Below are 13,361 nucleotides of genomic sequence, written 5' to 3'. Positions count from 1 at the left end.
GTCGGAGCCGGAGGACGTCAGCGGAGGAAGGGGTCCACCGCGACCGCCACGAAGAGCAGCGACACGTAGGTGATGGACCAGTGGAAGAGGCGCATCTCCTTGAGCTTGCCGCCGGTGACCTCGGCCTTGGCGCGGTTGAGGAGGCCGTGTGCCTCCCACAGCCACCAGCCGCCGGTGGCCAGGGCGACGGCGGTGTAGAACCAGCCGGTGTAGCCCAGCGGGGTGAGCAGCAGCGAGACCGCGACCATGACCCAGCTGTAGAGGACGATCTGCTTGGCGACGACCTTGTTGGAGGCGACGACGGGCAGCATGGGCACGCCCACGCGCGCGTAGTCCTCCTTCACCTTCATCGACAGCGGCCAGTAGTGCGGCGGCGTCCAGAAGAAGATGACCATGAAGAGGATGACGGCGGCCCAGGACATCGAGTTCGTGACCGAGGACCAGCCGATGAGGACGGGCATGCAGCCGGCGATGCCGCCCCAGACGATGTTCTGCGCGGTGCGCCGCTTCAGGATCATCGTGTAGATCACGACGTAGAAGAGGAGCGCGCCGAGCGAGAGCCAGGCGGAGAGCCAGTTGACGAGCAGGCCGAACCAGAGGGTGGAGACGACGGCGAGGCTGAGGCCGAAGACCAGGCCCTCGCGCGGCGAGACCATTCCGGTGACCAGCGGGCGCTGCGCGGTGCGGTCCATCAGCGCGTCGATGTCGCGGTCGATGTACATGTTGAGCGCGTTGGCGCCGCCCGCCGACAGGTAGCCGCCGAAGCAGGTGGCGAGCACCAGCCACAGGTCCGGCACGCCCTGCTCGGCGAGGAACATCACCGGAACGGTGGTGATGAGCAGCAGTTCGATGATCCGCGGCTTGGTCAGCGCAACGAATGCCTTGACGCGGGCCCCGAACGGCCGGTGGCCCCCCGGGCTGGGAGTCAAGACGACCCCTGCGGGTCGGGACTCGACGGCCGTCACGCACACCCCTGACAGAGAAATTCCCAGCAAGTTCCCCGGATAAAGGCGGGGTGAAACTTGCGCGTACCACGCCACTGTAGACGTTGCCCAGACACCGATCTTCGCGGGGGTGGGGTCGTGTTGGCGGGGCTCACTCTTCGGCGCGTATCAAGGGGCGGACACGGTTCGGCGCGCCGTTCGGGAGGCGAACCGCCACGGCCACCGGCACTCTTGCTCTGTCCGCTCATATGAGGGGCATGGACACGGAAAGAGGGGGCTTTTTCGGGGGTAGGCTCGACAACGCCGGTACACCCTCAGTCACCGGCTACAGACATGTGGAGAGGAGCCCTGACCCAGGGTGAGCACTAAGCCGACCACCACAGACCTCCAGTGGACCGAATTGGACCAGCGGGCCGTCGACACCGCCCGCATCCTGGCCGCGGACGCCGTACAGAAGGTCGGCAACGGCCATCCCGGTACGGCGATGAGCCTCGCGCCGGCCGCGTACACCCTCTTCCAGAAGGTGATGCGCCACGACCCGTCCGACCCCGAGTGGGTCGGCCGCGACCGGTTCGTGCTCTCCGCGGGCCACTCCTCCCTGACCCTCTACACCCAGCTGTACCTGGGTGGCTTCGGTCTGGAGCTGGACGACCTCAAGGCGTTCCGCACCTGGGGCTCGAAGACCCCGGGTCACCCGGAGTACGGCCACACGGCCGGCGTCGAGACCACCACGGGCCCGCTGGGCCAGGGCGTGGCGAACGCGGTGGGCATGGCGATGGCCGCCCGCTACGAGCGCGGTCTGTTCGACCCGGAGGCGGCCCCCGGCACCTCCCCCTTCGACCACAACGTCTACGTGATCGCCGGCGACGGCTGCCTCCAGGAGGGCATCTCCGCCGAGGCGTCCTCGCTCGCGGGCCACCAGAAGCTGGGCAACCTGGTCCTGCTGTGGGACGACAACCACATCTCGATCGAGGGCGACACGGAGACGGCCGTCTCCGAGGACACGCTGAAGCGGTACGAGGCGTACGGCTGGCACGTGCAGCGCGTGGAGCCGCAGGCCAACGGCGACCTGGACCCGGCCGGGCTGTACGCGGCGATCCGCGCGGCCGAGGCCGAGACCGGGCGTCCGTCGTTCATCGCGATGCGCTCGATCATCGCCTGGCCGGCGCCGAACGCGCAGAACACCGAGGCCGCGCACGGCTCGGCGCTCGGCGACGAGGAGGTCGCGGCCACCAAGCGCGTCCTGGGCTTCGACCCGGAGCAGAGCTTCGAGGTCACCGACGAGGTCATCGGCCACACCCGTGAGCTGGGCGACCGCGGCCGCGAGGCCCGTGCCGCGTGGGAGAAGCAGCTCGCCGAGTGGCGTACGGCCAACCCGGAGCGGGCCGCCGAGTTCGACCGGATCCAGGCGAACGAGCTGCCGGCCGGCTGGGAGGAGAGGCTCCCGGTCTTCGAGGCGGGCAAGAGCGTCGCCACCCGCGCCGCGTCGGGCAAGGTCCTCCAGGCGCTCGGCGAGGTCGTGCCGGAGCTGTGGGGCGGCTCGGCCGACCTCGCGGGCTCGAACAACACGACGATCGACAAGGCGTCGTCCTTCCTCCCCGAGGGCAACCCGCTGCCCGAGGCGAACCCGTACGGCCGCACGATCCACTTCGGCATCCGCGAGCACGCCATGGCCGCGGAGATGAACGGCATCGCGCTGCACGGCAACACCCGCATCTACGGCGGCACCTTCCTGGTCTTCTCGGACTACATGCGCAACGCGGTGCGCCTGTCGGCCCTGATGCACCTGCCGGTGACCTACGTGTGGACGCACGACTCGATCGGTCTCGGCGAGGACGGCCCGACCCACCAGCCGGTGGAGCACCTGGCCTCGCTGCGCGCGATCCCGGGCCTGAACGTGGTCCGTCCGGCCGACGCCAACGAGACGGCGATCGCCTGGCGCGAGATCATGAAGCGGCACACGCGTGAGTACCTGAAGGGCGCGCCGCACGGTCTGGCGCTCACCCGTCAGGGCGTGCCGACGTACGCGCCGAACGAGGACGCGGCCAAGGGCGGCTACGTGCTGTTCGACGCCGAGGGCGGCGAGCCGCAGGTCGTGATCGTCGCGACCGGCTCCGAGGTGCACCTGGCCGTCGAGGCCCGGGAGCGGCTCCAGGCCGGGGGCGTCCCGACCCGGGTGGTCTCGATGCCGTCGGTGGAGTGGTTCGAGGAGCAGGACCAGGCGTACAAGGACTCCGTCCTGCCGCCGTCGGTGAAGGCCCGGGTCGCGGTCGAGGCCGGTGTCGGTCTGACGTGGCACAAGTACGTCGGTGACGCGGGCCGGATCGTCTCGCTGGAGCACTTCGGTGCCTCGGCCGACGCCAAGGTCCTCTTCCGTGAGTTCGGTTTCACGCCGGAGGCCGTCGTGGCCGCCGCCCGGGAATCGCTGGACGCCGCCGCGCGCTGACGCGGATACGTACGACTTTTTGGAGATGCAACTCTCATGACAGACGCTCTCAAGCGCCTCTCCGACGAAGGCGTCGCGATCTGGCTGGACGACCTGTCGCGCAAGCGGATCACGTCCGGCAACCTGGCCGAGCTCATCGACCAGTCGCACGTGGTCGGTGTGACCACCAACCCGTCGATCTTCCAGAAGGCGATCACGTCGGGCGACGGTTACGAGCAGCAGCTCGCCGACCTGGCCGCCCGCAAGGTGACCGTGGACGAGGCCATCCGCATGATCACGACGGCGGACGTCCGCGACGCCGCCGACATCCTGCGCCCGGTCTTCGACGCGACCGACGGCCAGGACGGCCGGGTCTCCATCGAGGTCGACCCCCGTCTGGCCCACCACACGGCCCCGACCATCGCCGAGGCGAAGCAGCTCGCGTGGCTGGTGGACCGGCCGAACACGCTCATCAAGATCCCGGCGACGAAGGCCGGCCTGCCGGCGATCACCGAGGTCATCGGCCTCGGCATCAGCGTGAACGTGACGCTGATCTTCTCGCTGGAGCGCTACCGCGCGGTGATGGACGCCTACCTGGCGGGCCTGGAGAAGGCCCGCGAGCGCGGCCTCGACCTGTCGAAGATCCACTCCGTGGCGTCCTTCTTCGTGTCCCGCGTGGACACGGAGATCGACAAGCGCCTGGACGGCATCGGCACCGACGAGGCGAAGGCGCTCAAGGGCCAGGCGGCCCTGGCCAACGCGCGCCTGGCCTACGAGGCGTACGAGGAGGTCTTCTCGGACTCCTCGGAGCGCTGGGCGGCCCTGGACAAGGCGCAGGCCAACAAGCAGCGTCCGCTGTGGGCCTCGACCGGCGTCAAGGACCCGGCGTACAAGGACACGCTGTACGTGGTGGACCTGGTCGCCCCGGGCACCGTCAACACCATGCCGGAGGCGACCCTGGAGGCCACCGCCGACCACGGCGAGGTCTCCGGTGACACCATCCGCGGCACGTACGACTCCTCCCGCGAGGTCCTGGAGGCCGTCGCCAAGCTGGGCATCAGCTACGACGACGTGGTCCAGCTCCTGGAGGACGAGGGCGTCGAGAAGTTCGAGGCGTCCTGGAACGACCTGCTCAGCTCGACCGAGGCGGAGCTCGCGCGCCGCGTCCCTTCGGAGGCATGACCACTTTGAGCACCGTCCACGGAGCCAACCCGCTCCGTGACGCCGCAGACCGACGGCTCCCGCGCATCGCGGGGCCGTCGGGCCTGGTCATCTTCGGCGTCACGGGCGATTTGTCCCGTAAGAAGCTGATGCCCGCCGTCTACGACCTGGCCAACCGCGGCCTGCTGCCGCCGGGCTTCTCGCTCGTCGGCTTCGCCCGCCGGGAGTGGCAGGACGAGGACTTCGCGCAGGAGGTCCACGACGCGGTCAAGCAGCACGCCCGTACCCCCTTCCGCGAGGAGGTCTGGCAGCAGCTGATCCAGGGCATGCGCTTCGTCCAGGGCGACTTCGACAGCGACGAGGCGTTCGAGCAGCTGAAGGACACCATCCAGGAGCTGGACAAGGCGCAGGGCACCGGGGGCAACTTCGCCTTCTACCTGTCCGTGCCGCCGAAGTTCTTCCCGCTCGTCGTCCAGCAGCTGAAGAAGCACGGTCTGGCCGACCAGAAGAACGGCTCCTGGCGCCGCGCCGTCATCGAGAAGCCCTTCGGCCACGACCTGACCTCCGCCAAGGAGCTCAACGAGGTCGTCCACGAGGTCTTCCCGCCCGAGGCGGTCTTCCGCATCGACCACTACCTCGGCAAGGAGACCGTCCAGAACATCCTGGCGCTCCGCTTCGCCAACACCCTCTTCGAGCCGATCTGGAACCGGTCCTACGTCGACCACGTGCAGATCACCATGGCCGAGGACATCGGCATCGGCGGCCGCGCCGGCTACTACGACGGCATCGGCGCCGCCCGTGACGTCATCCAGAACCACCTGCTCCAGCTGCTCGCGCTGACCGCGATGGAGGAGCCCGCCTCCTTCGACGCGGACGCGCTCGCCGCCGAGAAGACCAAGGTGCTCGGAGCCGTACGGCTGCCCAAGGACCTGGCGAAGACCACCGTCCGCGGCCAGTACGGGGCCGGCTGGCAGGGCGGCGCCAAGGCCGTCGGCTACCTCCAGGAAGAGGGCATCGACCCCCAGTCGAAGACCGACACCTACGCGGCGGTCAAGCTGGAGATCGACAACCGCCGCTGGGCGGGCGTCCCCTTCTACCTGCGCACCGGCAAGCGCCTCGGCCGCCGGGTCACCGAGATCGCGGTGGTCTTCCAGCGCGCCCCGCACTCCCCCTTCGACCACACGTCGACGGAGGAGCTGGGCCGCAACGCCATCGTCATCCGGGTCCAGCCGGACGAGGGCGTCACCGTCCGCTTCGGCTCCAAGGTGCCCGGCACCCAGATGGAGATCCGGGACGTGTCGATGGACTTCGCCTACGGCGAGTCCTTCACCGAGTCCAGCCCCGAGGCGTACGAGCGGCTCATCCTGGACGTCCTCCTCGGCGACTCCAACCTCTTCCCGCGCGTGGAAGAGGTCGAGCTGTCCTGGAAGATCCTCGACCCGATCGAGCAGTACTGGGACGCGCACGGCAAGCCCGCCCAGTACGAGTCCGGGACCTGGGGTCCGGTCGAGGCGGACGAGATGCTCGCACGAGACGGCAGGAGCTGGCGCCGGCCATGAAGACCGACCTGACGGACACCACGTCCTCCAAGATCAACAAGGCGCTGGTGCTCGGGCGGCGGGCGATCGGCACCCCGGCCGTCGGCATGGTGCTCACCCTCGTGATCGTCACCGACGAGGAGAACGCCTACGACGCGCTCAAGGCGGCCAACGAGGCGTCCCGCGAGCACCCCTCGCGGACCCTCGTGGTGATCAAGCGGGTCTCGCGCTCGCCGCGGGACCGGGCCAACGCCCGGCTCGACGCCGAGGTCCGCCTCGGCGCCGACGCCGGCTCCGGGGAGACGGTGATCGTCCGGCTGTACGGCGAGGTCGTCGACCACGCCCAGTCGGTGGTGCTGCCGCTCCTCCTCCCGGACGCCCCCGTCGTCGTCTGGTGGCCGGTGAACGCGCCGACCGACCCGGCGAACGACCCGCTGGGCGCCCTCGCCCAGCGCCGGGTGACCGACACGTACGCCGCCGAGCAGCCCATCCAGGAGCTGACCGCGCGCGCGGACACCTACACCCCCGGCGACACGGACCTCTCGTGGACCCGGATCACCCCGTGGCGCTCGATGCTGGCCGCCGCGCTCGACCAGGTCCACTGCAAGGTGACCTCGGCCGACGTGGAGGGCGAGGAGTTCAACCCGAGCGTCGAACTGCTCGCGATGTGGCTGGCCGAGCGGCTGAAGGTGCCGGTGCGGCGCTCCAGCTCGTCGGGCCCCGGCCTCACCTCCGTACGCCTGGAGACCAGCGCGGGACCGATCGTCCTCGACCGGCCCGACGGCTCGCTCGCGACCCTCTCCATAGAGGGCCAGCCGGACCGCGCGGTGGCGCTCAAGCGCCGCGAGACGGCCGAGCTGATCGCCGAGGAGCTGCGCCGGCTCGACCCGGACGACACCTACGCGGCCTCGCTGAAGTTCGGCCTGGAGCGGCTCGACGAGGAGGCGGCCACCACCGCCCCCGCGCCGGAGACGGCGCAGGAGCCTGCTCAGGAAACCGCGCAGGAGCCCGCTCAGGAGCAGGAGCCCGCTCAGGAGCCCGTGAAGAAGGCTCCCGCCAAGAAGGCCCCGGCGAAGAAGGCGGCGGCCAAGTGAGCGCCCCGCAGCTGGTGGTCCACCGGGACAAGGAGCTGATGGCCGAGGCCGCCGCGGCCCGGCTGATCACGAAGATCGTCGACGCGCAGACCTCGCGCGGCTCGGCCTCGATCGTCCTGACCGGCGGCCGCAACGGCAACGGGCTGCTCGCCGCGCTCGGCCAGGCGCCCGCCCGGGACGCGATCGACTGGTCGCGGCTCGACCTGTGGTGGGGCGACGAGCGCTTCCTGCCCGAGGGCGACCCCGAGCGGAACGTCACCCAGGCCCGCGCGGCGCTGCTCGACCGGGTCCCGCTGGACCCGGCCCGGGTGCACGCCATGCCGGCCTCGGACGGGCCGCACGGGGACGACGCCGACACCGCCGCGGCGGCCTACGCGGCCGAGCTGGCCGCGGCGGCCGGCCCCGGCGACCACGGCGGGGTGCCCACCTTCGACGTGCTGATGCTGGGCGTCGGCCCGGACACCCACGTGGCCTCGCTCTTCCCCGAGCTGCCCGCCGTCCGGGAGACCGAGCGGACGGTCGTCGGGGTGCACGGCGCGCCCAAGCCGCCGCCCACCCGGATCTCCCTGACCCTCCCGGCGATCCGGGCGGCGAAGGAGGTCTGGCTGCTGGCGGCCGGCGAGGACAAGGCGAAGGCCGCGGCCATCGCGCTGTCCGGCGCGGGCGAGGTGCAGGCCCCCGCGGCCGGCGCCTACGGGCGCTCGCGGACGCTGTGGCTGATGGACGCGGCGGCGGCCTCGGAGCTGCCCCGGAGCCTGTACCCGCCGGCCTCGGCCTGACGGAGACTCACGCGCGTTCCGCGGAGGCCCGGTTCACCCCTCGGTGGACCGGGCCTCCGGCGTCTCCGCCGTCTCGAGGAAGGGTGTGAGCAGCCCCGGTACGGCCCGGTCGGCGAGGGCGAGGCCCTGGCTCTCGCCCGCGTCCAGGATGTCGTAACCGCCCTCGCCCGCGGCCGTGACGGCGGTGAGGGTGAGGATGCCGGCGCGGCGCTGGAACCAGGACTGCTTGACCGTCCAGCCGATGATCCCGGTCCGCTGGAGGGCGACGGTGGACCGGCGTACCGTGCCCGAACGGCTCACCAGATAGGCGCCGCTGACGGTGTGCCCGAGGGAGCGGTACGCGTCCCGGGCGAGGAGCGCGGCGAGCGGCGCGAGCACCACGGTCCAGCCCGCCGCCACGTACAGCAGCACGGGGGTGAGGAGCGCTCCGAGGAGGGCGAGGAGCGCGGCGGGGAGCAGGACGGCTCCGAGGGCCCAGCGCATCCTGCGGGCGCGGGCGGCTCGGGGGTGGGCGGCGAGCGGGGCGGAGGTGGGCGGCTCGGTCTCGCGCAGCACCTCGGCGGCGACGCGGTCGGCGACGGCCCGGGGCGCGGCCGGCAGCAGGGTCTTGAGGTCGGTGTGCTTCTCGTCGTCGTCCTCGGTGAGGCCGGTGGCGACGGCGTCGATCCGGGCGGCGCCGCAGAGCCGGACGCCGAGGGGCTCGACGAGTTCGACGCCGCGCAGCCGCTGCTCCTCCAGGGTGACCGAGCGGGCGGTGAACAGGCCGCGGCGGACCCGGAGGGTGCCGCCGGGTTCGCGCTCCAGCCGGTGGTTCCACCACATCTCGATCCAGAGGCCGAGGGCGCCGACGGCTCCGGCGAGGGTGGCGAGGAGGACCAGGTCGACGATCATCCAGGGCAGCGAGACGGACGCGAAGCGGTCGCCTATCCAGTCGATGACCTCGGCCTGGGCGCCGAACCACTCGCTGACCTGCATGACCGCTCCGGCGGCGGCGCCGCCGAGGGCGGGGGCGACGAAGGAGACGGGGGCGTAGCGGATCCAGCGGGGGTCGAGGACGGCGAGGGTGCCGTCGTGGTCGGGGTCGGCCTCGGGGGTGGCGGGGCGGGCGAGGAGTTCCCTGCGGAGCCGTTCGCCCTCGGCGCGGGTGACGAGTTCGAGTTCGAGGGTGGACTCGCCGCCGCCGGTGGACTCGCCGGTGCCGATGCGGACCTTGACCAGGCCGGGGAGGCGCTGGAGCGGGTTGGCGGTGAGGTCGACGCTGCGGATCCGGTCGCGGGCCAGGGAGCGGCGCTTGAGGAGGAGCAGGCCGGTGTGGAGGTCGACCCGGTCGGGGCCGATCCGGTAGCGGGTGCGCCGGAGGCGGATCCAGTCGGCGCCGGTGCCTCCGCCGACGAGGAGGACGGCGCCGGCGAGGACCCAGGCGACGGCCTGCCACAGCGGCCGGCCGCCGGAGAGCCCCGCCGCCACGGGCACGCCGGCGCCGGCGGCGATGCCGCAGAACACGGCGGCGGTGACGAGGAGGGTGCGCGGGTCGAGCCGCCGCCACTCCCCCTCGGGCCCGCCGCTCACGTGGCGTCCCCGGGGGTCGCCCGGGTCAGCGCGGTGAGGCGTTCGGCGAGCTCCGCGGCCAGCTCGTGGTCGAGCCCCTCGATCCGGAGCGCGCCCTTGGAGGAGGCCGTGGTGACGGTGACGGTGGCCAGTCCGAAGAGCTGCTCCAGGGGGCCGCGTACGGTGTCCACGGTCTGGATCCGGGACATGGGGGCGATCCGCCACTCCTGCCACAGGGCGCCCGTGCGGACGTACACGGCCTCGTCGGTGACCTCCCAGCGGTGCACCCGGAACCACCAGGCGGGGAAGAACGCGGTGCAGGCCAGTCCGATCGCGCCCAGCACGGCGGCCGGCGTCAGCAGCCAGAACCGGGCCGGTTCGATCAGGAGGCCGAGGACTCCGAGGACGAGGACCGGGACGGCGGTGCCGATGAGGCACTGGGCACGCCACCAGCCGACCGCCCTGCGGTCCACCTCGTTCCTGGGCGGCCGCAGCCGCACCGCGTTCTCCCCCGCCATCACTCAGCTCCGGTCGCGCAGGGCGCGATAGGCGGAGACGAGGGCCGCGGTGGAGCTGTCGAGGCCCTCGGCGGACCCGTCACCGGTGAGGACGGGTTCGATCCGCTTGGCGAGGACCTTGCCGAGCTCGACGCCCCACTGGTCGAAGGAGTCGATGTTCCAGACCGCGCCCTGGACGAAGACCTTGTGCTCGTAGAGCGCCACCAGCTGGCCGAGCACCGAGGGGGTGAGGGCGTCGGCGAGGAGGGTGGTGGTGGGGTGGTTGCCCTGGAAGGTCTTGTGCGGGACGAGCTCCTCGGGCACGCCCTCGGCGCGTACCTCCTCGGGCGTCCTGCCGAAGGCGAGGGCCTGGGTCTGGGCGAAGAAGTTGGCCATCAGCAGGTCGTGCTGGGGGACCAGACCGGGCAGCAGGTCGCCGACCGGCCGCGCGAAGCCGATGAAGTCGGCGGGGATGAGCTTGGTGCCCTGGTGGATCAACTGGTAGTAGGCGTGCTGCCCGTTGGTGCCGGGGGTGCCCCAGACGACCGGGCCGGTCTGCCAGTCGACGGGCTCGCCCTGGCGGTCCACGGACTTGCCGTTGGACTCCATGTCGAGCTGCTGGAGGTAGGCGGTGAACTTGGACAGGTAGTGCGAGTACGGCAGGACGGCGTGCGACTGGGCGTCGAAGAAACCGCCGTACCAGACGCCGAGGAGGCCGAGGAGCAGCGGCGCGTTCTCCTCGGGCGGAGCCGTACGGAAGTGCTCGTCGACGATGTGGAAGCCGTCGAGCATCTCGCGGAAGTGGTCCGGTCCGATGGCGATCATCAGGGAGAGGCCGATGGCGGAGTCGTACGAGTAGCGGCCGCCGACCCAGTCCCAGAACTCGAACATGTTGGCCGTGTCGATGCCGAAGTCCTGGACCTTCTCGGCGTTGGTCGAGAGGGCCACGAAGTGCTTGGCGACGGCGGTCTGGTCGGCCCGCAGCCCGGTGAGGAGCCAGTTCCGCGCGGAGGTGGCGTTGGTGACCGTCTCGATGGTGGTGAAGGTCTTCGAGGCGACGATGAAGAGGGTCTCGGCCGGGTCGAGGTCGCGGACGGCCTCGTGGAGGTCGGCGCCGTCGACGTTGGAGACGAAACGGAGCGTCAGGTCCCGCTGGGTGTAGGCGCGCAGGACCTCGTAGGCCATGGCGGGGCCGAGGTCGGAGCCGCCGATGCCGATGTTCACGATGTTCTTGACCGGCTTGCCGGTGTGGCCGGTCCAGGCGCCGGAGCGGACCTTCTCCGCGAAGCCGGCCATCTTGTCGAGGACGGCGTGGACCTTGGGGACGACGTTCTCGCCGTCGACCTCGATCACGGCGTCGCGGGGGGCGCGGAGCGCGGTGTGGAGGACGGCCCTGTCCTCGGTGGTGTTGATCTTCTCGCCGCGGAACATGGCGTCGCGCAGTCCGGCGACGTCGGTGGCGGCGGCCAGTTCGCGCAGCAGCTCCAGGGTCTCGTCGGTGACGAGGTGCTTGGAGTAGTCCAGGTGGAGGTCGCCGACCCGCAGGGTGTACGCGGTGCCGCGCTCGGGGTCGGCCGCGAACAGCTCGCGCAGATGGGTGCCGCCCAACTGCTCCCGGTGCTTGCCGAGGGCCGCCCACTCGGGCAGCTGGTTGAGCCTGATGCGTCCTTCAGTGGTCATTTCGGACATCGCCCACTTCTTCTCGTACGTTTCTGCCCCGCTGCGCCTCCAACCTAATTGATCGCACAGGGCGATCCGCGCCACCCGACCCGGACACGGCGAAGGGCCCCGTGCGCGAACGTGGTTCGCGTACGGGGCCCTTCGGCTGCCGTTCGTCCGGTGTTCAGATCTCGCCCCGGAGCTTGGCGAGGGCCTCGGCGAGGATCGCCTCGCCGTCGGCGTCGCTGCGGCGCTCGCGCACGTACGCGAGGTGGGTCTTGTACGGCTCGGTGCGCGGGGGGTCCGGCGGGTTGTCCCGGTCCTGGCCGGCCGGGAACCCGCAGCGGGGGCAGTCCCAGGTGTCCGGGACCTGCGCGTCGCTCGCGAAACTCGGCTGGGTCTCGTGCCCGTTCGAGCACCAGAAGGAGATGCGGAGGCGCGGCGCCGACTCGCCCCGCTCGGCCTCCCCCATCGGCCCCGCTCCGACCCGGCTTCCCCGGATCGCGTTGCCACTTGCCACGGTCGTAACTCCCTGCGTGATGGTGCTCGCTGATGCCCCAGTCTACGGAAGGCCCAACGCGCGTCCAGTGTGCGGAGTTACCCGTCCAGCTTCATGAGCAGACCAAGCACCACAATGCAGGCGAACCAGAGCAGCCCGACCACGACCGTGATCCGGTCGAGGTTGCGCTCGGCGACCGAGGAGCCGCCGACGGAGGACTGCATGCCGCCACCGAACATGTCGGAGAGGCCGCCGCCCTTCCCCTTGTGCATCAGCACGAGCAGCATCAGCAGGCCGCTGAAGACGATCAGGGCGATCGAGAACCCCATAACCACGGCGGGACCAACTTCCTCGGAGCTTGAAAAGGGACGGGGGCCGGGCACCTGCCCGACCCCCGCAAGGGTACGACGGATCGCCTCCGCCGCTCTACATCGTCACTGGTCGCGGAAGCGGACGATCTTGACGAACTCGTCCACGTCCAGCGAGGCACCGCCGACGAGGGCGCCGTCGATGTCGGGCTGCGCCATGATCTCGGCGACGTTGCCGCCCTTGACGGAGCCGCCGTACTGGATGCGGATCTTGTCGGCGACGTCCTGCGAGTACAGCTCGGCGAGCTTGCCGCGGATCGCCCCGCAGACCTCCTGGGCGTCGGCGGCGCCGCAGACCTTGCCGGTGCCGATGGCCCAGACGGGCTCGTACGCGACCACGACGGTCTCGGCCTGCTCGGCCGGGATGTCCTTGAGGCCGCCCTCGACCTGGGCGAGGGTGTGCGCGACGGCGTTGCCGGCCTCGCGCACGTCCAGCTCCTCGCCGACGCAGAGGATCGGGGTGATGCCGTGGGCGAAGGCGGCCTTCACCTTGGCGTTGCACAGCTCGTCGGACTCGGCGTGGTACTGGCGGCGCTCGGAGTGGCCGACGGCGACGAAGCCGGTGTTCAGCTTGGCGAGCATGGCGCCGGAGATCTCACCGGTGTACGCGCCGGACTCGTGGGCCGAGAGGTCCTGGGCGCCGTGCTTGATCTTGAGCTTGTCGCCGTCGATCAGCGTCTGCACGGAGCGCAGGTCGGTGAAGGGGACGAGGACGGCGACCTCGACGTCGGCGTAGTCCTTGTCGCTGAGCGAGAAGGCGAGCTTCTGGACGTGGGCGATGGCCTCCAGGTGGTTGAGGTTCATCTTCCAGTTGCCCGCCATCAGCGGGGTGCGGGTGGTCATGCTGGG

General features: G+C 71.1%; 12 protein-coding genes. 5 read left to right on the top strand and 7 right to left on the bottom strand.

The genetic code is table 11. The features are described 5' to 3' along the window. Positions 1 to 17: 17 nt before the first annotated feature. The gene (locus ACFXMG_RS10020) at positions 18 to 971 is read right to left on the bottom strand and encodes a heme o synthase (RefSeq protein WP_383827387.1); all 954 of its coding nucleotides are present in this window, start codon (positions 969 to 971) and stop codon (positions 18 to 20) included. A 331-nt stretch (positions 972 to 1,302) separates the two neighbouring features. Here ACFXMG_RS10020 and tkt point away from each other — a divergent pair, with 331 nt between their 5' ends. Genes tkt through pgl form a run of 5 tightly spaced genes read left to right on the top strand, consistent with a single transcriptional unit; the run spans position 1,303 to position 7,941 of the window. Further along, complete coding sequence (gene tkt, locus ACFXMG_RS10015) at positions 1,303 to 3,390, top strand: transketolase (protein ID WP_383827385.1); 2,088 nt, start codon at positions 1,303 to 1,305, stop codon at positions 3,388 to 3,390. 36 nt (positions 3,391 to 3,426) lie between these two features. Beyond that, positions 3,427 to 4,551, top strand: coding sequence for a transaldolase (gene tal, locus ACFXMG_RS10010; RefSeq protein ID WP_383827383.1), 1,125 nt, complete (start codon positions 3,427 to 3,429; stop codon positions 4,549 to 4,551). Beyond that, entirely contained in the window at positions 4,548 to 6,089 is a 1,542-nt protein-coding gene (gene zwf, locus ACFXMG_RS10005) for a glucose-6-phosphate dehydrogenase (protein WP_383827381.1), read from the top strand. The genes tal and zwf overlap by 4 nt, the downstream gene beginning before the upstream one ends. Beyond that, entirely contained in the window at positions 6,086 to 7,162 is a 1,077-nt protein-coding gene (opcA, locus tag ACFXMG_RS10000) for a glucose-6-phosphate dehydrogenase assembly protein OpcA (protein WP_383827379.1), read from the top strand. Before zwf ends, opcA begins: the two co-directional genes overlap by 4 nt. After that, the gene (gene pgl / locus ACFXMG_RS09995) at positions 7,159 to 7,941 is read left to right on the top strand and encodes a 6-phosphogluconolactonase (RefSeq protein ID WP_383827377.1); all 783 of its coding nucleotides are present in this window, start codon (positions 7,159 to 7,161) and stop codon (positions 7,939 to 7,941) included. The genes opcA and pgl overlap by 4 nt, the downstream gene beginning before the upstream one ends. A 33-nt stretch (positions 7,942 to 7,974) precedes the next feature. On the opposite strand, the gene ACFXMG_RS09990 is transcribed toward pgl, so the two are convergent. The 6 genes from ACFXMG_RS09990 to tpiA form a co-directional block, all read right to left on the bottom strand. Continuing rightward, complete coding sequence (locus ACFXMG_RS09990; RefSeq protein ID WP_383827375.1) at positions 7,975 to 9,510, bottom strand: PH domain-containing protein; 1,536 nt, start codon at positions 9,508 to 9,510, stop codon at positions 7,975 to 7,977. Further along, complete coding sequence (locus tag ACFXMG_RS09985) at positions 9,507 to 10,007, bottom strand: PH domain-containing protein (protein WP_383827373.1); 501 nt, start codon at positions 10,005 to 10,007, stop codon at positions 9,507 to 9,509. Before ACFXMG_RS09985 ends, ACFXMG_RS09990 begins: the two co-directional genes overlap by 4 nt. Positions 10,008 to 10,010: 3 nt before the next feature. After that, positions 10,011 to 11,675 carry a glucose-6-phosphate isomerase gene (gene pgi, locus ACFXMG_RS09980; protein WP_383827371.1) on the bottom strand — a complete coding sequence of 555 codons (1,665 nt, stop codon included), beginning with the start codon at positions 11,673 to 11,675 and terminating at the stop codon, positions 10,011 to 10,013. A 154-nt stretch (positions 11,676 to 11,829) separates the two neighbouring features. Beyond that, positions 11,830 to 12,165, bottom strand: a complete 336-nt coding sequence (locus ACFXMG_RS09975; protein WP_003957010.1) for an RNA polymerase-binding protein RbpA — start codon at positions 12,163 to 12,165, stop codon at positions 11,830 to 11,832. A 77-nt stretch (positions 12,166 to 12,242) separates the two neighbouring features. Further along, entirely contained in the window at positions 12,243 to 12,473 is a 231-nt protein-coding gene (gene secG, locus ACFXMG_RS09970) for a preprotein translocase subunit SecG (RefSeq protein WP_017238647.1), read from the bottom strand. Positions 12,474 to 12,578: 105 nt separating this feature from the next. Beyond that, positions 12,579 to 13,355, bottom strand: a complete 777-nt coding sequence (tpiA, locus tag ACFXMG_RS09965; RefSeq protein WP_383827369.1) for a triose-phosphate isomerase — start codon at positions 13,353 to 13,355, stop codon at positions 12,579 to 12,581. Between the last annotated feature and the right edge of the window lie 6 nt (positions 13,356 to 13,361).

Origin of the sequence: Streptomyces sp. NPDC059201 (assembly GCF_042754585.1) — a bacterium.
Lineage (GTDB): Bacteria > Actinomycetota > Actinomycetes > Streptomycetales > Streptomycetaceae > Streptomyces.
The sequence above is the reverse complement of the archived record's forward strand: the minus strand, read 5'-3'. Positions and strand labels throughout refer to the sequence as shown.

Coding starts and splice junctions, on each gene's coding strand:
- opcA (WP_383827379.1), top strand. CDS start 6,086: ATGAAGACCGACCTGACGGACACCACGTCCTCCAAGATCAACAAGGCG.
- zwf (WP_383827381.1), top strand. CDS start 4,548: ATGACCACTTTGAGCACCGTCCACGGAGCCAACCCGCTCCGTGACGCC.
- pgi (WP_383827371.1), bottom strand. CDS start 11,675: ATGTCCGAAATGACCACTGAAGGACGCATCAGGCTCAACCAGCTGCCC.
- secG (WP_017238647.1), bottom strand. CDS start 12,473: ATGGGGTTCTCGATCGCCCTGATCGTCTTCAGCGGCCTGCTGATGCTG.
- tal (WP_383827383.1), top strand. CDS start 3,427: ATGACAGACGCTCTCAAGCGCCTCTCCGACGAAGGCGTCGCGATCTGG.
- tpiA (WP_383827369.1), bottom strand. CDS start 13,355: ATGACCACCCGCACCCCGCTGATGGCGGGCAACTGGAAGATGAACCTC.
- ACFXMG_RS09985 (WP_383827373.1), bottom strand. CDS start 10,007: ATGGCGGGGGAGAACGCGGTGCGGCTGCGGCCGCCCAGGAACGAGGTG.